The sequence below is a fragment of the Candidatus Avoscillospira sp. LCP25S3_F1 genome, assembly GCF_052117125.1.
Lineage (GTDB): Bacteria > Bacillota > Clostridia > Oscillospirales > Oscillospiraceae > Avoscillospira_A.
The window spans coordinates 1-16,863 of sequence record NZ_JBQKJT010000032.1; the positions used below are offsets into that span (position 1 = coordinate 1).

Annotated in this window: 18 protein-coding genes and 6 pseudogenes; 4 read left to right on the forward strand and 20 right to left on the reverse strand. The window is 50.1% G+C overall.

Annotation, left to right across the window (positions count from 1 at the left end; translation table 11 throughout):
- Nucleotides 1–151: 151 nt before the first annotated feature.
- The 20 genes and pseudogenes from ACTQ33_RS16140 to ACTQ33_RS16235 form a co-directional block, all read right to left on the reverse strand.
- The gene (locus tag ACTQ33_RS16140) at nucleotides 152–1,567 is read right to left on the reverse strand and encodes a relaxase/mobilization nuclease domain-containing protein (RefSeq protein WP_002571045.1); all 1,416 of its coding nucleotides are present in this window, start codon (nucleotides 1,565–1,567) and stop codon (nucleotides 152–154) included.
- A gap of 56 nt (nucleotides 1,568–1,623) precedes the next feature.
- Nucleotides 1,624–2,052: a hypothetical protein gene (locus tag ACTQ33_RS16145; RefSeq protein WP_441465542.1), complete on the reverse strand. Its 429-nt coding sequence runs from the start codon at nucleotides 2,050–2,052 to the stop codon at nucleotides 1,624–1,626.
- Nucleotides 2,045–3,085: a PDDEXK nuclease domain-containing protein gene (locus ACTQ33_RS16150; RefSeq protein WP_002571043.1), complete on the reverse strand. Its 1,041-nt coding sequence runs from the start codon at nucleotides 3,083–3,085 to the stop codon at nucleotides 2,045–2,047. Before ACTQ33_RS16150 ends, ACTQ33_RS16145 begins: the two co-directional genes overlap by 8 nt.
- Nucleotides 3,086–3,190: 105 nt before the next feature.
- Nucleotides 3,191–3,502, reverse strand: coding sequence for a CD1845 family protein (locus ACTQ33_RS16155; protein WP_002571042.1), 312 nt, complete (start codon nucleotides 3,500–3,502; stop codon nucleotides 3,191–3,193).
- Nucleotides 3,503–3,658: 156 nt separating this feature from the next.
- The gene (locus ACTQ33_RS16160) at nucleotides 3,659–4,003 is read right to left on the reverse strand and encodes a plasmid mobilization protein (protein WP_002571041.1); all 345 of its coding nucleotides are present in this window, start codon (nucleotides 4,001–4,003) and stop codon (nucleotides 3,659–3,661) included.
- Nucleotides 4,000–4,806: a DUF3849 domain-containing protein gene (locus ACTQ33_RS16165; RefSeq protein WP_441465543.1), complete on the reverse strand. Its 807-nt coding sequence runs from the start codon at nucleotides 4,804–4,806 to the stop codon at nucleotides 4,000–4,002. Before ACTQ33_RS16165 ends, ACTQ33_RS16160 begins: the two co-directional genes overlap by 4 nt.
- 2 nt (nucleotides 4,807–4,808) lie before the next feature.
- Nucleotides 4,809–4,955 (reverse strand): annotated as a pseudogene (locus tag ACTQ33_RS16170) (helicase); the annotation flags it as partial.
- Nucleotides 4,952–5,275 (reverse strand): annotated as a pseudogene (locus ACTQ33_RS16175) (MobA/MobL family protein); the annotation flags it as partial. The pseudogenes ACTQ33_RS16170 and ACTQ33_RS16175, both read right to left, overlap by 4 nt.
- A gap of 280 nt (nucleotides 5,276–5,555) precedes the next feature.
- Complete coding sequence (locus ACTQ33_RS16180) at nucleotides 5,556–5,873, reverse strand: DUF3847 domain-containing protein (RefSeq protein ID WP_441465544.1); 318 nt, start codon at nucleotides 5,871–5,873, stop codon at nucleotides 5,556–5,558.
- 359 nt (nucleotides 5,874–6,232) lie between these two features.
- The gene (locus tag ACTQ33_RS16185) at nucleotides 6,233–7,504 is read right to left on the reverse strand and encodes a type II restriction enzyme (RefSeq protein ID WP_072849079.1); all 1,272 of its coding nucleotides are present in this window, start codon (nucleotides 7,502–7,504) and stop codon (nucleotides 6,233–6,235) included.
- Nucleotides 7,491–8,333, reverse strand: coding sequence for a DNA adenine methylase (locus ACTQ33_RS16190; RefSeq protein ID WP_129879227.1), 843 nt, complete (start codon nucleotides 8,331–8,333; stop codon nucleotides 7,491–7,493). Before ACTQ33_RS16190 ends, ACTQ33_RS16185 begins: the two co-directional genes overlap by 14 nt.
- Before the next feature lie 155 nt (nucleotides 8,334–8,488).
- On the reverse strand, nucleotides 8,489–8,779 hold the full coding sequence (locus ACTQ33_RS16195; protein WP_441465545.1) for a molecular chaperone: 291 nt from the start codon (nucleotides 8,777–8,779) through the stop codon (nucleotides 8,489–8,491).
- Nucleotides 8,757–9,050, reverse strand: a complete 294-nt coding sequence (locus tag ACTQ33_RS16200) for a ferredoxin (RefSeq protein WP_441465546.1) — start codon at nucleotides 9,048–9,050, stop codon at nucleotides 8,757–8,759. The genes ACTQ33_RS16195 and ACTQ33_RS16200 overlap by 23 nt, the downstream gene beginning before the upstream one ends.
- A 93-nt stretch (nucleotides 9,051–9,143) precedes the next feature.
- Entirely contained in the window at nucleotides 9,144–9,431 is a 288-nt protein-coding gene (locus ACTQ33_RS16205) for a hypothetical protein (RefSeq protein ID WP_441465547.1), read from the reverse strand.
- A gap of 2 nt (nucleotides 9,432–9,433) precedes the next feature.
- Complete coding sequence (locus ACTQ33_RS16210) at nucleotides 9,434–9,709, reverse strand: DUF6809 family protein (RefSeq protein WP_087283474.1); 276 nt, start codon at nucleotides 9,707–9,709, stop codon at nucleotides 9,434–9,436.
- A gap of 14 nt (nucleotides 9,710–9,723) precedes the next feature.
- Nucleotides 9,724–10,101, reverse strand: a complete 378-nt coding sequence (locus ACTQ33_RS16215) for a TnpV protein (RefSeq protein WP_441465548.1) — start codon at nucleotides 10,099–10,101, stop codon at nucleotides 9,724–9,726.
- Nucleotides 10,098–12,503: a recombinase family protein gene (locus ACTQ33_RS16220; protein WP_441465549.1), complete on the reverse strand. Its 2,406-nt coding sequence runs from the start codon at nucleotides 12,501–12,503 to the stop codon at nucleotides 10,098–10,100. Before ACTQ33_RS16220 ends, ACTQ33_RS16215 begins: the two co-directional genes overlap by 4 nt.
- Before the next feature lie 71 nt (nucleotides 12,504–12,574).
- Nucleotides 12,575–13,105: pseudogene (locus ACTQ33_RS16225) on the reverse strand (type IV secretory system conjugative DNA transfer family protein); the annotation flags it as partial.
- On the reverse strand, nucleotides 13,102–13,602 hold the full coding sequence (locus tag ACTQ33_RS16230) for a PcfB family protein (RefSeq protein WP_441465550.1): 501 nt from the start codon (nucleotides 13,600–13,602) through the stop codon (nucleotides 13,102–13,104). The gene ACTQ33_RS16230 and the pseudogene ACTQ33_RS16225, both read right to left, overlap by 4 nt.
- A gap of 88 nt (nucleotides 13,603–13,690) precedes the next feature.
- Nucleotides 13,691–13,861 (reverse strand): annotated as a pseudogene (locus ACTQ33_RS16235) (BRO family protein); the annotation flags it as partial.
- A 10-nt stretch (nucleotides 13,862–13,871) separates the two neighbouring features.
- Here ACTQ33_RS16235 and ACTQ33_RS16240 point away from each other — a divergent pair.
- The 4 genes and pseudogenes from ACTQ33_RS16240 to ACTQ33_RS16255 all read left to right on the forward strand — a co-directional run.
- Nucleotides 13,872–14,909: pseudogene (locus ACTQ33_RS16240) on the forward strand (YodL domain-containing protein); the annotation flags it as partial.
- Entirely contained in the window at nucleotides 14,909–15,241 is a 333-nt protein-coding gene (locus ACTQ33_RS16245) for a hypothetical protein (protein ID WP_154473824.1), read from the forward strand. The pseudogene ACTQ33_RS16240 and the gene ACTQ33_RS16245, both read left to right, overlap by 1 nt.
- A gap of 55 nt (nucleotides 15,242–15,296) precedes the next feature.
- Entirely contained in the window at nucleotides 15,297–16,712 is a 1,416-nt protein-coding gene (locus ACTQ33_RS16250) for a relaxase/mobilization nuclease domain-containing protein (RefSeq protein ID WP_441465551.1), read from the forward strand.
- A pseudogene (locus tag ACTQ33_RS16255) lies at nucleotides 16,678–16,863 on the forward strand (hypothetical protein); the annotation flags it as partial. The gene ACTQ33_RS16250 and the pseudogene ACTQ33_RS16255, both read left to right, overlap by 35 nt.

Here is a 16,863-nt window from a genome sequence, read left to right on the forward strand (position 1 = left end):
GGTGTTAATACACTCGGCCCGCAGAGGGAAAAATCCTGCCGTGATTTTCCCCTCCGCTTTGCTTGCCTGGGGCAGCGCCCCCAAACCCCCTTGAACGCAGAATTTCATTCTGCGGCTGCGCGTTCTGCGAACGCTTTGGACCATGACCGGCTCACCGCTGGCCGTGGTCTTTTTCCTGTTCTTTTTTCTGTTCCTCATCCATTTTCAGCAGCCGGTCCACATTGGCTTTGGCCGTCAAAAGCTCCCGCATTTCTTCACGGGAGCGCCGGTACTCGGCGTAGGTTTTCTTCTTTTCTTCCAGCAGCTTGGCATACTCGGCTTGCAGGTCCTTGACCTTGGGCAGCTTCTTCACACCCATCTCGTCAAAGGCGTTTTTTGCCGCCTGATGAAGCAGGATTTCTTCTTCATGTTCCTCGCGGAATTTCTTGGAGTAACCAGCTTTCCGGTAGGCCACATAGGTCTCGCGGGTCTTGGCATAATTTACGATGTGGGTACGCAGGACAGCAATCTCCGCCATGCGCTTTTCCGCTGCCTTGATCTGCGCCGACAGTTCGTTGTGGTGGGCGGTGGCTGCCGCCGCTTTTTCTGCCAGTTCCGCATAGTCCAGCAGATGATGTTCGGTAAGAAAATTTACAGTCTGCGCCATCTGTTTCAGGTTAAAAACCTTGGCCCAGCGCGCATACCCAGCGCCTTTCCCAGCCTGTAATTTTGCCTGAATGTCCACCAGCAGATTGACCTTGGGCGGCTCCGGCTGCACGATGGATTTCTTACGGGGCGTATGCTGTTTTTCTCCGGCCAGTACCGCACGGATTTCTGCTTCACTGTACCCGGCCCCCAGCTTGTCATCCATACGGGCTACATTCTTCCAGCCGGGTGCTTTGAGACGGATCGCTTTCCCGCGCCGGGATACTTCGCAGCCCATTTCCGAAAGCAGCTTCAGCAGCGCATCAAAGTCTGCCGGTTTCTGCTCCAGCGCACGGTCAATCATCACCCGCAGCTGCTCCCGATGGGAGGGCTTGGCCTGATCGCCCAGCCACTTGTTGTAGCTTTTTCCGTGGGGCTTTGGATTCTCCACAATGGACAGTCCGTTCTCGATACAGATGGTGTCGCTCAAGCGCCGGACGGCTCTGGTGCTGCCCCAAAAGTTGCGGAACTTTCGGTCACAATCCATATTGACCGCCGACCAGATGATGTGATTATGAATGTGCGATTTGTCTATGTGAGTGCAGACCACAAAGGCATGATTACCTTTGGTGAACCGCATGGCAAACTCCACGCCCAGCCGGTTTGCTTCCTCCGGGGTAATTTCTCCGGGTTTGAATGACTGGCGCACATGGTAAGCGATCACATCGTCCGCCCCGCGCACCCGCCCGGTGGCGGCGATATACTGCCGCTTCGCAAGCAGAAACTCTGCATCGGCAGTCCGGCTGTCACAGCCATAGCCGGTAATTAGTTTTCCGTTGTCGGTCTTTTGCGGATTTGCCACATAATCAATGATGTCGCTGACTGCCTGACTTTCGGTGCGGCCCTTGCCGATATGCAGCGGCATGATGCGTGTGGTTGCCATAGGGGGGGAACCTCCTTTCCAAAAAGAAAAGGACAGCTGTGTGAGCTGTCCTTTGGTTAATCTGAATTTTCAACAGGCTGCTGTGCTTTTAAGGCTGCAATCCGTTTGGTGTCCACAAAATGAGTTGCATACCATTTCTCAATTTCCGGGTTTCCGCTTTTGCTGAACCGCAGCGGAATCACCGGCTTGTGTCCCTGCCCATTTTTCTTTTTTACACCCCATTGCTTGTAGTAACAGAAGGAGGGTTTTAAGCCGGTTTTCTGTGCGTACACCCGCATCTGGTGCATGATGAATGAGAGTTTGCGCAGATTGACGGTGCAGACCCGTTCCAAATAGTCCACCCGTCCAAACCGCCAGTCCTCATATTTCTGCTTTGGCAGGACACCGACCTCCATCAGCACATCCACCGGAGCCGCATAACCACGGCGCTGGCATTGATGATAGACCGCTGAATGTACTTTTCCAATCAGTTCTTTTTCAGTCATGGCGGTTGTCTTTCTTTTCGTGCCAGTTTTTCAAGACAGCCTCTACCTGAGCAATCAGCTGTTCCTTATCCGGCATATAGAGAACATACCGGGATGCGAAGATATTGTTGGACAGACCGCCCAGGGCATATTCTGCCGCGATGCTGTCTTTTTCCGTACAGAGGATAATACCGATAGGAGGGTTATCGTCAGGGTCGTTGACTTCCGCCGCATAGTAGTTTAAGTACATATTGAGCTGACCGGCAGCCTCTGGTGTCAGTTTTTTCGTTTTCAGTTCAATCAGCACATAAGCGCGGAGGATTTTGTTATAAAACACCATGTCCACATAGTAGTGGGTATTGTTCAGGGTCACACGCTGCTGGGTTCCGACAAACATGAAGCCTCGTCCAAGTTCCAAAAGAAACTTTTCAATCTGTGCCACAAGAGCCTTTTCCAAATCGCTTTCCAACATGGGTTTGTTCTCCGGCACACCCAAAAACTCGAACACATAGGGATCACGGATGATGTCAGCTGGCTGGCTGATCTCAACCCCTTTCTGAGCCAAAGAAAGAACCTTTTCTTTATTCACATCTTCACTGGAAAGCAGCAGCCGTTCATACAGCGAGCTGTCAATCTGCCGTTTCAACTCCCGAACTGACCAGCCCGAATTGACAGATTCCTTCTCATAAAAGCTGCGCTTGTTCTCATCGGTAATACTCAAAAGCTCGCAGTAATGGGACCAGGACAATTTGCCAGACACTGTCTGGCATTTTTCATAGGCAAGATAAAATGCCCGCATATTTTGTAGATTAGAACGAGAAAAGCCTTTGCCGAATTCCCGTGTTAGTTCTTTGGAAAGTTCCTTTAAGGTTTGTTTTCCATAGTCTGCGCGAATCTGATTTTGCTGTTCATACTCCACGATAATCCGGCCAATGTTCCAGTAGGTTGTCAAAAGCTGCGTATTAACCTGCTGTGCAACATTTTTTCTGGCGTTTTCCAGCAGCTCTCGGATTTCCAAAATCATGGAGTTGTTTGGCGTTAATTGATTTTCCATACACGCCCTCCTTTATCTAAAACTATCCGCACTCGGCGGCAGAATATATTCTTATATAGTATATCCTATTTTTTAGGGAAAGTAAAATAACATCAGTGACATATTTTATCCATAAACCAAATCCTGAATGGCAAACTTCAAATCCTGCACCTTGCCCAGCAGCCAGATGGCAGCCATCGGCAGACCAAACGGGCTAATAAGGAATGCCATCACCAGCAGGATAATGCCGTTTTGCAGGGAGTAGGTAATCAGAACCGCCACACCCAGCAGGGCGATCACCATGCTGATAAGCCCCAGCACCAGACCGGAGATATACACGATTCCCACACAAATCCATACAAACAGGGTCAGTGCCAAAATCACCGGAGCCACTAAAATCTTTAACAACAGTTTCAGCAAAAATACCAATGCCCTCATTGTTATGCCTCCTCCCAAAATCACAGTTCCTGTTCCTGATTCCATTATCCCTGTCTCACAGCCAAAAGGCAAGGATACGGGCAAAAAGAAAAAGCGGAGGAAGGCGCGGCGAAAAGAACGCCGTTCCTCCCTCCGCAGATGGGGTATTTGTCCCGGTTACGAAAGTTTGGAGAGCCGGGTCAGTATCTCCTTAACGCCGTCCCATAGCTGTTCCTGCCGCTGAGATATATCCTCCAGATCGGCATCGTAGATACGCCCGGTCTCATGCACCTTGCGGGTCAGTTGGTTTAAGTTGTTGCTGCTCCGGCGCAGCAGGGATACCAGTTCTTTCAGTTCCGGCAAATCCAGCTGCACCACATAGCCGTCCACAGCCATTTTTCGCAGATAGGCGCTCAGGTTTTTTGTTCCAAACTGCGCCATTTTCTGCTGAATCAATTCCATTTCATCAGCGGATACCCAAAACAGAACCGGCACATCCCGCTTGCGTTTGGGGCTACTCATCGCTCCGGCTCCCGTTTCTTCGGGGCGGCAGGTTTGTGAATTGATGGTTCTTGTCTGAGCTTTTGCAGGACAGAGCTTTTCTGCTGTTCCTGCATGGTTTTTCTGGCTTGTCTGGTAAACAGGTCGGTCAGACCGGGATTGACCCCATCCACAACCAGATAGGCACAGTGGCGGGAAGTACCGCTGTCTTCCGGCATGGGAATGGTTTTTGCCCAGACTTTATTGTCCTGAGAAATACGCCCGTCACGGTTCTTGTGCTGGATGGTGTTGGCAAGAATAAACTGTACCCGTTCCGCCCCGAACTTTTCCAGCACATCTTTGACCGCCGCCTCCGTATCCAGCCGGTTCTCTGCATAGTGAGCGCTGATGGTCTGCTCAATGGCTTCTTTGCAGGCGCTGTTTGCCTGATAAGAACGGTTATATTGTGCCATCTCCCCATGCTGGGACGCATAGGCGGCAGAATGGGGGTAGAGAGGGGCAGTCCGTAATTCTTCCTGCGCCCTGCACACATCATCCGCCCGGTTTTCAATGCTGTCCCGGATCACATCCATATAGCCGGTCTCCAGCTTTTCAAAATAGCGGTACACATCTGCCAGCGGAGAGGGAGACTCCAAAAGTGCCTGTGCCTGTGCATCGGTCAGCTCCAGTTCCTCCATCGCCATCACGATGTCCTCACGGATGGCGTACTCATAGGTGTGGTGCAGGATTTCTTCCGGGGGCTGGCTTTTCAGCCAGTCCCTGTACTTATCCTGTTCAGCGGCCATCTTTTCATAGAGAGCCGTATTCAGATCGTTGGTATTCATAATCATCGTACCTCCTCGTGTTGTTTTGGTTTCTTTTCAGGGCTGCGGGGCGGCACAGGGCGTTTCAGGCTGTCCAGCACCGAGGGACGCGCGCTCTTGGCAACCACTGTTTCCGGCTGGGCGTGGCCCTTGCCGTCAATGTTCAGTAGTCCTGCACCATCTGGGGATACAGTTCCTCCGGCACTTCTCTGGGCAGTGCCAGCACAAACCGTCTGGCAAGCTGGGAGTTCCACTGGTTTTCAACGGCTTCCACTGCATTCCAAAGCTGTTCCCGGTCGGCGTATTCCGGCGGGGCATGGGACGGTAGCATGATTTCCGTGTAGACCACGCCTTCCTTTTTCCGGTAGTCTTTGTGCTTCTGGTCATACTCGGAAAAAAGATTCTCGCCGCTCTGGTAGGCAGCTCCGGCAACAGCTGACTGCCGTTTGCTGCGCTTCGTGATTTTGATTTCAAAATGAGGGTTTGCCACTTCATCATCTCCTTTGGCAAAACAAAAGACCGTCTGCAAAGTTGCAAGCGGTCAGGTCATCGGGTTCTATTCCTGTTGTTCGGAAATTCCTGTCCGGCAGGGATTTTCGGACAGCAGGGGGCAAAGGGGTAGCTGGCTTTAGCCAGCGCAGGGGAAGTGCAGCTTCCACTGGATGATTGAAGCAGAGGATTTATCCTGTGCGAAAATCATCAGCTCCCTGCAAGGGGCTTTCGGCAGAACGCAATGCACCACCTTTAGGCGGTGTATAATTGCGCCCTTGTTAAAACAAGGGGTTCTCGCTGCCGCCCGTTGTCAGCGTTTTTCTCCGCTCCTCAATCAGCGTGTCCAACTTCTTTTGGGCGGCTTCACCGTGAAAGAGGAAGGTCAGCAAGTCCATCACATCGTCATCGGTCAGCAGAGTAGGCTCACGCAGAAACTTCTCCAGCATCCCGGCACGAGTACAAAGCCGGTGGGTTCTCTCGCTCCGTGTCAGGCGTTTCCGCTCATGCTCCAGCTGCTTCTCCCTGTGCTGGGCGGCAATCAGCTTTTTCTCCGCTGCGGTTTTCTGGCGGTTCAGTTTTTCCAGTTTTTCATTCATGTGTATCGTCTCCTTTTGATGATTGAACAAAAAAAGACCGCCTATCTTTTACGATAGACGGTCAGAGGAGCAATGTTTCTAATCCTTGCTTATCAAGGTGTCCACTTCTCCTTGACAAGCCAACAAGGTTTAGTAAGATGATCTACAGTCCTTGCACCATGACTGATTTCTAATCTCACCATTCTCCATTTGTCTGAACCCAAATTCGCTTAGCGGTTTTTCTTGTTTGCATTTAGGACAAATACGAGTAGGCTCACTCCCATTATAGCCATGGGATTGAATTTTGGGTCTTTGCGAATTTTGATCATTTGCCATAACAACCACACCTCCTCTCTGGAACAATTTATACCATCGACTATTTAATCATCAATGATACTCAAAATCCAGTTTGTCCAGCCGATAATAGTGGAAGAACGCCTGAAATATGTGCTTTCAGCACCAATATTATACAAATTTGAATTTTTCATAATTCGCACAATAGTATTTTTGTCAGGCATAACACCATTTTGAAGATGTAGTTTAAGCGTTTCCCTGAAAGGCTTATGTTCCAATATTTGTGAAACTATCGCAAGCTGACGCTCTCGATAAGCCAGATTCATAATACGATGCCCTTTTTCTGAAAGCTGGAACAGAATGTTATTATCCTCATCTCGTCCCTTATCGATAAGCCCTAAATATCTTCCAGCATCGGTATAGTAGTTTGTTTGTCGTACATCAAAGGCATATTCCGTTGTAATGCTGTTTCGAGTCATCGGCTTTTCATGCAGCAATTCAATAAGGTTGATGATGCGGGACATACTATCTGCTTGCGGAAAAGAGATCTCTGGCTCTTGAACCTCAGGTACAGTTCCTAACAGATTTTCAATATCGGACAGACAAATCTCCGTTGCAATTACATAGTTTTTTTGTTTTACCAATCTGAGCGAATTGTAATTCTGCGGGTCATCAAATTGGTATTGATAGAGATTAAAAATTCCGTTAGAAAAAATGAGAAAAACCGGCTTAACTATCTTAGTAACCCTGTTGCTCCAAACACGAAACGGATAATATAACTGGCGTACAAGAAAATCATCTGACAAATCCCTTTTGGCTTCAAATAGGGAAAGATAGTTGATTCCTTCGTATGCAGCATCGATTTCGATCTGGGAATTAGTAACAGACACCGCTCTTGTTCCTGATGCAGAATCGATGTTAAAGTTAAATTCCCCTGAACTCATACGACCACTAACTGTTGCTACTAATGCTTCATCTTCCAGAAAATCTTCCAAAATTCCACAAGCGTTTGCACAGTTCAACGCAATAGCTTCACTTACGAGGAATTGAGGCATCAAACTTTGGATGTGTGCTGGAATTGAAATTCGCTGAACATCTGTGGACGGTTGCTCAAACTCTTTGTATGCTGAAAATGACGAGATAACATAATCGCCACGAGTAACAGGCAAAATCGCCAATTGATTTTCGGCAAAAATAGTTGGTAGATTGACTTTGTGGTCAAACTTGGTCATCAACCTCGGCTCACGAAATTCCTTAATCTGATTGGCTGAAATAGTAAACTGACCATTTCTTTCAATTTCAGCAAGTATGTGATACTTATCAAAAAGGTTCTCCCAGGCGGTATCATTCAGTCCCATAATTCCTGATAAGCACCTCCTCGATGGCTCCACGCTTGCTTGCATCAGAGTTAATTGCTCGTTTCGCTTTTACTATGGTAATTTCATACTCCCCGTACAGTTCTTTGATAAACTCTGTTGCGGAATTGGAGAGCATAAACTTGACACCACGCCGAGTTAACTCATCGCAACATTGTTTTAGGCGGATCTGTTCATTTCTGTCAAAACCGCCTTTGTTGTATCCGGTAAAACTTGCTGTATCAGAAACAGGATCGTAAGGGGGATCAAGATAAACAAAACCTCCTTTTCGTACCCGTTTCAGCGTTTCAGCAAAATCCTCACTATAAAATGTGATGTTACTTGCACCAAAATATTTGCTAACAGCTCTCAGTATAGGTTCGTTAACGATATTCGGATTTTTATAATGCCCGAATGGGGAATTGAACTCGCCTGATGAATTTACTCTAAATAATCCGTTAAAGCAAGTTTTGTTGAGATATATCAGTCTCGAAGCCCTTTCAACTTTCGACATAGCTTGATATACTTCTTTATCTCTGTCCATATCTCGGATAGCGTAAAAGTATTCAGCAGTATTTTCGTGCTTCTTAAGGGATTCCAGCAAACTTTCAACATCGTCACGAATAACCTCGTAGACTGTTATTAAATCTTGATTCAAATCATTTACGATTGCCCTTGTAGGCTGGATTGAAAAAAGTACTGCTCCACCACCTAAAAAAGGTTCACAATATGATGTTATCCGCTTAGGAAGTAAAGGGGTAATTTCGTCCAAAAGCTGACGCTTACCTCCAACCCATTTTACTACTGGGGCAACCAGTTTGTTTTTTGCCATAGCCTACACCTCCTTCGCAGATCAATTCATACTATTATACCATAGAAACCAATGTCTATCAACCGCTTTTTAGATGATAAACGCTTTGTATGTAACGGTCAGAACATCGGGTGTAGACCCGACATTCTGACCGCAAAAAGCCCCTTATCGCTACATTACTTCGCCTTACCGCTGAAACCATTTTCCCGGGCGTACTGGCTGGCTTTCTGCCTGCGTTCCTCGCTGTACGGCGGCTGCAAGCGGATGGACAGCCGGGACTTGTCGATCAGGTAGGATACACCGCCCAGATGCTCCGGCTTTTCCAGCTGGCACAGGTCAGGATACTTTTTACTGAACGCTGCCAGCCGCTTTTTCAGCCCGGCATTGTAGGTGTAGATACTGGCGGTGCTTTCTCCCTCATTGAACAGGATGATGGTTTCTTTCTCAACCTTTGTCAATCTCGTCATTGTCAACCTCCATGCTGCCGCCCACGATGCGATTCAAAATTACCTTGTGCCGGTAATAGGCTTCCATCTCCAGTTTCATATTGTAGAAGAAGCAGCGATACCACTTTTCTACACCCTCGCTGTCCAGCTTCTCAGCCAGAACTTCCACGGCTTTCCTTCCGGCAGGGTCGGGAATCAGGTCTGCCACCTGATACAGACGATCCACCGTTGCTTCACGGTTGGGGCAGCCAAAGGCAAACAGGATTTTCTTTTCGCCAATGCTCATTTTCATAAAATAGTCCTCCTTGAAGTTGATAAAAATAAAAGCGGCAGATAGTTCCCATAGGAATACCTGTCGCTTTGTGAACGATATGAAATTGTCGGGTCAGGACTTGATAAAATCACGCAGTCCGTGGTTTAAGTCTACAATTCTTTCAATCAGCCATTCCGCTATCTGGGGGATGATGAAGATTGCAAAGCTGACTGCCAGCATTTTCAATGCTTCCATGCCGGTACACACTCCAAACATCAGCCCGGCAAGTGTAATCATGAAGATAATTCCTGCCAGCAGGTCAAACAGGATAGCAGAAAAGGAAGTCAGAAAGATTGCCACCCATTGAATCAGGGTCACAGCTATTATTAGCGGCAATGCCAACAGCTTTATCAGAAACATGGCTATTTCTCCCCATTGACCTGTTCATAGGCTTCATGCTGAACAATCAGCCCAGCGGAAAAGCCGTATTTGAAGTGGCTTTCGCTTTCTTCACATTGGGCGATTGCTGTCTGCGCCCGGAGTTCCTTCACCAGCTCATAGTCCTCTTTGCTGAGCCGCTGGGACAGCTGCTCCATCAGGTTCTCACAGGCTTTGACCGCCTTGCGGTATACTTCCGATGTAGGGACAACCGTTTCACATGGATAAAACCTCCCGCTGTACATCTCTTCCAAAATCATAACACCACCTCCCTTCAGCAGTAGATTAACTCTGCCTTGATGATTTCCTCAGCCCGGCTGCGGATGGAGTTCATGGACTGCACCCATAACATCTGATTTTCAGCTTTCATGGCTTCGGTCACACCCTCGGCTTCTGCCATCTGGCGGATAATCAGGTGCAGCCTGTCCGTTGCCTGTTCGTTCAGATCGGCAAGGGCAGTGTGGAGCTTGCCGGACAAAAGCAGGTCACTGTAAACCATCGGGCGAAACTGTTTCAGATAGGACTGGTGCAGCCGTCCCCAGTGACCAATGGGGCGGTGTTCCTCCGGCAGCTTCAAATCCGGCACATAGTAATCGCCCACCAGCACATAGTCCATGCCGTTTTCGTGGATTCTCGGTTTTAACTCTTTCATGCTGAAATTTCCTCCTTACTCTGGTTCTTTTTATGATAATCCTCCCTGCGTTTGGCAAGGTAGGCTTCATAACGCCTGATGCCATCAGGATCACCGGCTTCTGCCGCCGCTTTCATTTTCTGGCGGGATTTTGTGGTTGCTTCGCTCTGGTATTTCCGCTTTTCAGCCAACTGCCGGGCAGCTTCCGGGTCAGTCCTGGCAAGCTCAACCAGTGCATCGTGTTCAGCCTTGCGTTTGGCTGTCCGTGTGCGGGTATATTCAGCCTTACGCTCTGCCATCATAGCCGCATACTCCGGGTCTGACGCTATCCGGGCTTCTTCACGCTCCTTTTTGCGCTGTCTGGCTTCGGCTTCTTTGGCTTTCATTGCCGCCCATTGCTCGGCAGCTCCCGGGTCAGTTTTGGCTTTTTCTTTCAGCTCTGCTCGTGACAGTTTCTTTTTCTGGGTAGCCCGTTCTATACGCTTACGCTCGGCTTCCAGCAGCTTTTCCTGACGGATACGCTCCTTTTCACCCAACTGCCGGAGATATTCCGGGTCAGCTTCTCTGGCTTCCCGAACCTTCTGGCGGTACTTCTGGTTTCGCTCCCGCAGTTTGCTCAAATGCTGCTCATATTGGGTAATAGCTTCCGGATCACCGGCTTCTGCTGCCAGCCGCAGGGCTTCTATTTTCTGTTTCCTGCGTTCATTGGCTCGTCTGCCTTTTTCCTGCTTTTTCCGTTTTTGCTCCGCATCTATGGCGGCAATCCGTTCTTCCTCGGACACAGTTTCAACAGGTGGGTAGTAGCTGCCGATGAAATTAAAGTGGATGTCGATGTTCTGCTGGCGGTAGATAGTGCGCCCGCCAGTTGCTTCGTGAACTTCCACCCGGTCGATGAAGGAGTAGAGCATGGCATCGGTCAATTCTGTGCAGTCACGGTATTTTCTGACCAGTGCCAGAAAACGCTCAGTGTCCGCTTTCTTCACGGTTTCCTGCTGAATCTGGCTTTCCAGCTCCTGTACCCGCCGTTCCAGAAGGATTTGTTCTTCATCATACTGCTGGATCATGCGCTGCGCCTGTCGTTCCGGCAGTACACCTTTCACGGAGCTTTCGTACAGGTTTTGAATCATGGTGTCCAGCTCTGCCATGCGCTTTCTGGCTTCTTCCAGTTCCCGCTGTCCGCTGTCTGTGTTCTTGCTCTGGTTTTCATTCCAGATGCTTTTGAGCTGGGCAACAAACTCGGCTTCATTTTCAAGGGCATATTTGCTGACCGCTTGAATTGCCTGTAAAATTACCGCTTCCAGAACCGATGTTTTGACAAAATGGGATACACATTGACCGGCAGTATTCCGATAATTTCCGCACTGAAAAGCTGAATCTGAATCAAACCGTTTTCCGCTTTTCACCCTGTCCGGGCTGCAAAAATTCATCCTTGCGCCGCAGTCTGCACAGTAAATCAAGCCGGACAGACGGTGGGTATAGGTTCCGTTGGCTGCTTTCGGACGCTTCTGCAACCGCAGTTTATGGGCAATATCCCATGTGTCCTGTTCAATGATGGCTTCATGGGTATCGGGGAAAATCATCAGTTCATCAGCTGTGGCGGCTCTGCGCTGCTTCGTTTTGAAATTCTCGCAGATGGATTTACCCAGCACCGTATGTCCCAGATATTCCTGCCTGTCCAGAATGTACCCTACGGTGGTTGCACTCCAGCGGTAGGGGTCTGCAACCTCGCTGTGTCTGCAATTTTCGGGAAAATATCTGGCGGCATAGGCTGACGGTATCAGTATCTTTTCTGCTGACAGCATTTCGGCAATGGCAGTCACTCCAATGCCCTGACAAGCCAGACGGAAGATTTTCCTGACAACCTCGGCAGCCGGTTCATCCACGAGCAGCAGCTGCTTGTCCTCTTTGGTGCGCTTGTATCCATAGGGGATAGAGCCGCTGCACCTCATGCCGTTTTTCATCCGGGCTTTGAATACCGCCTTGATTTTGTTGCTGGTATCTTTCGCATACCACTCGTTCATGATGTTCAAAAACGGAGTAAGGTCATTGTCTGAGGGGTTTGCGCTGTCCACGCTGTTATTGATGGCGATGAACCGGATACCCTTTTTCGGGAAAACAACCTCGGTATAGTAGCCGACTTGCAGGTAGTTTCTGCCAAAACGACTTAAATCCTTTACGATCAGGACAGCCACATGACCTGCTTCAATTTCTTCCAGAAGGGCGTTAAAGCCGGGACGATTGAAGTTCGTACCACTGTACCCATCGTCCGAAAAATGCCGGATATTTCTCATGCCATGCTGACGGGCATATTCTTCAAGGTACATTTTCTGATTCTGGATACTATTGGATTCTCCGACCTGTTCATCATCTCTGGACAGTCGCTCATACAACGCTGTGATTTTGATTTCTTCTTTCTTTGCCACGGTTTTAACCTCCCTTCCTTATGTACTTTTATCTCGTGTGACGCACCCTTTCTCTATCCTCTCCAAGTATAGCCCTTGGGGTCTGTCACCACATAGGAGCTGTGCATCTGCATCAGGTTGGGTTTCAGCCAGAATCGGGTCTTACCGGAACCGGAGCCGCCGATTACCAGAACATTTTTGTTTCTGGCGGTCTTGGGGTCCTTGGGACGGCTGTTCATGGTCAGGCTCTCGGTTTTTGTCAGAATCACATTGTTCTGGAACACCGGGTCGATGTAGGGTGCGATGTCCTCCCGCGTTCCCCATCGGGCAGAACCGTACTCCATGCCGCGGCGGTACTTCTTGGCGCTTTTGCTTTTCAGATACACCGCCAGCCGAAGCCCACCGCCGCAGCAGATTCCCACCAGCAGGTCCAGCGGGTGCAGGCTGGGCCACCAGCTTGCCAGCGCCACCGGCAGCGTGGAGAAGAACGAGAGCATTTTTGCCGAAGCGTCCGCGCCCTGTGCCATGCGCCATGCCTCCCCGAAGTTGGTAGCAAACAAACCCATCAGGAGATATGGCAGGTTCAAAATCAGGAGCTTTTTGATGTCAAGCTGCTTTTTCATCGTTCCAGCTCCTTTCGCCTGGTGCGATCCACCACGGCATTTTTGACCAGCTCTTTGAACTGGTTCAGCTTTGCCAGCACAGACGGACGCTCTGTTTTCTCTGCTTTTTTCACCTTTTTGCCAGTGTACTCGGTGAAAGCGGCGGTCAGCGCATCCGCATCCCGTCCCTTGAAAAAGATCAGGTACTTGGGCGGGGAGGTGCTGCGGTCTTTTTTCACCGCATAGTCCACGCCGTATTTCCGGGCAATCTTTTCAAACTCCTTGATGGAGGGATCGGTGATTTCGATATTGGAAACGCCCTGATTCTGGCCTACAAGCTGCTTGACCGTCTGTTTGCCCTGGGGCTTCACAGGCGCGTCCCGGATTCTCTGCTTATTCAGCTTCTTTTCCTTGCAGTGGGCAAGGTATTTACAAATGGCGGCCTTAAACAGCCGCCCGGTGAACTTTGTGCCGTTGACTACCAGCGTCAAAGTCCTGTTTTCCACTTCTTCCTGCATGGGATAACGCCTCCTTTCTGCGGATTTTGCAGGGATGGTTCAAAAATCTAAGGCGGGACCACCAGCCGCCGCAAAAGATACCGGGTCATCATATCATCAGCAGGATACTGTCCCGCAGCTGGGCAAAAAAGAGCTTGCCCTGGGGCGTTACCAGCGTATAGGAGCCGGTATGCCCATGGTTACAGTAGTCCTTGACGCAGAACAGGCCGTCGTTGGCAGATTTGGCATACGGCAGCACATTCCCGGATGCTGTGCGATATGACTACCGGTTCGGCTATACCCTCTATGACAAGGAAACCATGAAAGAACTGGACGGCGGCCAGCTGGATGCCCCGAAACTGTCCCGTTCCGCCGCTGTCCGGCAGATTTGTGAGGGGCTGGAACTGGAAAATCCGTCTGTTCAGGATGCCCCGCTGTCTATGATTGAGACCTTGCAGGATGCCGCCTGCCAGCAAATGCAGGAACAGGTCAGCCAGCAGAGCGCAGAAGCAACCGCCACCCAGCTGCCGGATGCTCAGGAACAGTCTTTGGATGAGTACCCTATGCCCGACAGCGAAGTATCTGTTTCGGATATGCAGGAATACGGCTACTTTTACGATGGGATGCTGCCTGTCACCAGAGAACGGGCGCTGGAACTGGACGCTGCCGGTCTGACCGTCTATGTCCTCCATGAAGATAACACGGAGAGCATGGTGTTTGACACCGAGGAAATCATAGGGCATGGCGGGCTTTTCGGCGTGGAACACGAGGAATGGGAGCAAAGTCCGGCGTTCCATGAAAAGGTGTTGGAACGGCAGGAACGGCAGCTGGAACGGGAGCAGGCGTTCCTCTCCCATGAGGGCTGCTGCTTTGCCATCTATCAGGTGAGCCGTGACGATCCGCAGAATGTGCGGTTTATGAATCTGGACTGGCTGCAATCGCACAATCTGGCCGTGGACCGAAGTAATTATGACCTGATCTACACCGCCCCGCTGAACGGTTCCGGCAGCACTATGGAGCAGCTGGAAACGCTGTATAAACAGTTCAACCTGAAAAAGCCTGTGGATTTTCACAGCCCGTCCCTGAGCGTCAGCGACATCGTTGCCATCAAGCAGGACGGTAAGGTATCCTGTCATTACTGCGACAGCGTTGGTTTCACCGAGATTCCCGGATTCCTGCCGGACAATCCGCTGAAAAATGCGGAAATGATGCTGGAGGATGACTACGGCATGATCGACGGCATCATCAACAACGGCCCAAAAGAGCCGACCGTGGCGCAGCTGGAACAGCAGGCCCGCAGCGGCCAGCCAATCTCTCTCATGGATTTATGAAGAAGCATGGACATTATTGTAAAGTCTGCGGAGAATATAAGGCTAACGAAAAATTTTCCGGCAAAGGTCATGCGGCGCACATCTGTAAATCCTGTGCTTCTTTATCGCCGGAGAAACAAGCGGAGCAAATAACGGTAAACCGCTTACTGAATCTCCCTTGGCGGTTATTAAAGGAGCAGATTTCCTGGCTGAAAAAACGAATGAAAGATAAGCGCCCGGAAGTTCGTGCACTGGCAAAAGAACAATACGAGATGAGGTTTCCTCCAAAACAGTTAGAGGACACCGATGACGATTTTGATTTTCTTGATGAGAATGATTTTATAGAATAACGAAAGCGGTCTGCACCATGCAGGCCGTTTCTTTTTTGGAAAGGAGGCTCCATCTATGGCAACCACACGCATCATGCCCCTGCATATCGGCAAGGGGCGCACTGAGAGCCGAGCAATCAGCGATATTATTGATTATGTGGCAAATCCGCAAAAGACCGACAACGGAAAACTGATTACCGGCTATGGCTGTGACAGCCGGACCGCCGATGCGGAGTTTCTGTTGGCGAAGCGGCAGTATATCGCCGCCACCGGGCGGGTGCGCGGGGCGGACGATGTGATCGCTTACCATGTGCGCCAGTCCTTCAAACCCGGAGAGATCACACCGGAGGAAGCCAACCGCCTGGGCGTGGAATTTGCCAAGCGGTTCACCAAGGACAATCACGCCTTTGTGGTCTGCACTCACATAGACAAATCGCACGTTCATAATCACATCATCTGGTCGGCGGTCAATGCAGATTGTGACCGAAAATTCCGCAACTTTTGGGGCAGCACCAGAGCCGTCCGGCGCTTGAGCGATACCATCTGTATCGAGAACGGATTGTCCATTGTGGAGGACCCAAAGCCTCACGGAAAGAGTTATAACAAATGGCTGGGCGATCAGGCCAAGCCCTCCCATCGGGAACAGTTGCGGGTGATGATTGACCGTGCGCTGGAGCAGAAACCGGCGGACTTTGATGCGCTGCTGAAACTGCTTTCCGAGATGGGATGCGAAGTATCCCGGCGCGGGAAAGTCATCCGGCTCAAAGCGCCCAGCTGGAAGAATGTAGCCCGCATGGATGACAAGCTGGGGGCCGGGTACAGTGAAGCAGAAATCCGTGCGGTGTTGGCCGGTGAAAAACAGCATACGCCCCGTAAAAATTCCACCGTGCAGCCGGAGCCGCCCAAGGTCAATCTGCTGGTGGATATTCAGGCAAAATTACAGGCTGGGAAAGGCGCTGGGTATGCGCGATGGGCCAAGGTTTTCAACCTGAAACAGATGGCGCAGACTGTAAATTTTCTTACCGAACATCGGCTGCTGGATTATGCGGAGCTGGCAGAAAAAGCGGCGGCAGCCACCGCCCACCACAACGAACTGTCGGCGCAGATCAAGGCGGCGGAGAAACGCATGGCGGAGATCGCTGTTCTGCGTACTCACATCGTAAACTATGCCAAGACCCGTGAAACCTATGTAGCCTACCGCAAGGCGGGATACTCTAAGAAATTCCGGGAGGAACATGAGCAGGAAATCCTGCTCCATCAGGCGGCAAAAAATGCCTTTGACGAGATGGGCGTGAAGAAGCTGCCCAAGGTCAAAGACCTGCAAGCCGAGTACGCAAAGCTGCTGGAGGAAAAGAAGAAAACCTACGCCGAGTACCGGCGTTCCCGTGAGGAAATGCGGGAGCTTTTAACGGCAAAGGCAAATGTAGATCGAGTGCTGAAAATGGAGGTAGAACAGGATGTTGAAAAAGAAAAAGACCACGGCCAGCGGTAAGCTGATCCTGGTCAAAAGCGTTCGCAGAACGCGCAGCCACAGAATGAAATTCTGTGTTCAAAGGGGCTTGGGGGCGCTGCCCCGGGCAAGCAAGCGGAGAGGAAAATCACAAAGGGATTTTCTTCTCTGCGGGCCTGTGTGTATTAACACA

Excerpts from the sequence above, each read along its gene's own strand:
- ACTQ33_RS16185 (WP_072849079.1), bottom strand. The coding sequence starts at position 7,504 with ATGGGACTGAATGATACCGCCTGGGAGAACCTTTTTGATAAGTATCAC.
- ACTQ33_RS16230 (WP_441465550.1), bottom strand. The coding sequence starts at position 13,602 with ATGCAGGAAGAAGTGGAAAACAGGACTTTGACGCTGGTAGTCAACGGC.
- ACTQ33_RS16195 (WP_441465545.1), bottom strand. The coding sequence starts at position 8,779 with ATGACGAGATTGACAAAGGTTGAGAAAGAAACCATCATCCTGTTCAAT.
- ACTQ33_RS16205 (WP_441465547.1), bottom strand. The coding sequence starts at position 9,431 with ATGTTTCTGATAAAGCTGTTGGCATTGCCGCTAATAATAGCTGTGACC.
- ACTQ33_RS16155 (WP_002571042.1), bottom strand. The coding sequence starts at position 3,502 with ATGAGGGCATTGGTATTTTTGCTGAAACTGTTGTTAAAGATTTTAGTG.
- ACTQ33_RS16180 (WP_441465544.1), bottom strand. The coding sequence starts at position 5,873 with ATGAATGAAAAACTGGAAAAACTGAACCGCCAGAAAACCGCAGCGGAG.
- ACTQ33_RS16160 (WP_002571041.1), bottom strand. The coding sequence starts at position 4,003 with ATGAGTAGCCCCAAACGCAAGCGGGATGTGCCGGTTCTGTTTTGGGTA.
- ACTQ33_RS16210 (WP_087283474.1), bottom strand. The coding sequence starts at position 9,709 with ATGATTTTGGAAGAGATGTACAGCGGGAGGTTTTATCCATGTGAAACG.
- ACTQ33_RS16145 (WP_441465542.1), bottom strand. The coding sequence starts at position 2,052 with ATGACTGAAAAAGAACTGATTGGAAAAGTACATTCAGCGGTCTATCAT.
- ACTQ33_RS16190 (WP_129879227.1), bottom strand. The coding sequence starts at position 8,333 with ATGGCAAAAAACAAACTGGTTGCCCCAGTAGTAAAATGGGTTGGAGGT.
- ACTQ33_RS16250 (WP_441465551.1), top strand. The coding sequence starts at position 15,297 with ATGGCAACCACACGCATCATGCCCCTGCATATCGGCAAGGGGCGCACT.
- ACTQ33_RS16165 (WP_441465543.1), bottom strand. The coding sequence starts at position 4,806 with ATGAATACCAACGATCTGAATACGGCTCTCTATGAAAAGATGGCCGCT.
- ACTQ33_RS16150 (WP_002571043.1), bottom strand. The coding sequence starts at position 3,085 with ATGGAAAATCAATTAACGCCAAACAACTCCATGATTTTGGAAATCCGA.
- ACTQ33_RS16140 (WP_002571045.1), bottom strand. The coding sequence starts at position 1,567 with ATGGCAACCACACGCATCATGCCGCTGCATATCGGCAAGGGCCGCACC.
- ACTQ33_RS16245 (WP_154473824.1), top strand. The coding sequence starts at position 14,909 with ATGAAGAAGCATGGACATTATTGTAAAGTCTGCGGAGAATATAAGGCT.
- ACTQ33_RS16200 (WP_441465546.1), bottom strand. The coding sequence starts at position 9,050 with ATGAAAATGAGCATTGGCGAAAAGAAAATCCTGTTTGCCTTTGGCTGC.
- ACTQ33_RS16215 (WP_441465548.1), bottom strand. The coding sequence starts at position 10,101 with ATGAAAGAGTTAAAACCGAGAATCCACGAAAACGGCATGGACTATGTG.